Here is a 689-nt window from a genome sequence, read left to right on the forward strand (position 1 = left end):
AACGGCGAGAAGTGGTACACCTCAGGGGCGTCCATTTCTCAGCTGGCACTGGTGATGGCCAAGACCGATCCCGACGCCCCTCGTCATCGGCAATACACCACCTTCTTGGTGGAGCTGCCCAACGCGGGTTTCGATATCGTCCGCAATATCCCTATCATGGGCGAATCCGATATCCCCACCTACCAGGGCGAAATCCAGATGGGCCACGCCGAAGTGCGCATCCGCGACCTAGTGGTCCCCGACGAGAACATTCTCGGCGGCCGTGGCGAGGGCTTTGCGATGGGGCAGCATCGGCTCGGATACGGCCGGCTCCGGCACGGGATGTGGAGCGTGGCCAAAGCTCAGGCAGCCTTGGATATGGCCACCGCACGTGCGTGCGAGCGTGTCACCTTCGGCAAGCGCGTCGCCGATCGGCAAGGCATCCAGTGGATGCTCGCCGATTGCGCCGAGAAGCTCTACATCACGCGACTGATGATCCTGCACCTGGCCTACAAAATGGAGCACGGGCACGACCTGCGCATCGAGAACTCGATGGCCAAAACCTATATCGCCAACATGCTGATCGAGGTGATCGACACGGCGTTGCAGATACACGGGTCCTTGGGCTACACCCACGACCTGCCGTTGGCGGCCTGGCTCTCAGAGGCGAGAATGAGCCGCATCGTCGACGGCCCCGATGAGGTGCACCG

General features: G+C 62.1%; 1 protein-coding gene. It reads left to right on the forward strand.

Translation table 11 applies throughout. The features are described from left to right. Nucleotides 1-689, forward strand: a 689-nt coding sequence (locus A9X04_RS01315; RefSeq protein WP_197508980.1) for an acyl-CoA dehydrogenase family protein, incomplete at both ends; no start/stop codon positions are given.

This window comes from Mycobacterium sp. E3247, from assembly GCF_001667785.1.
Classification (GTDB): Bacteria; Actinomycetota; Actinomycetes; order Mycobacteriales; family Mycobacteriaceae; genus Mycobacterium.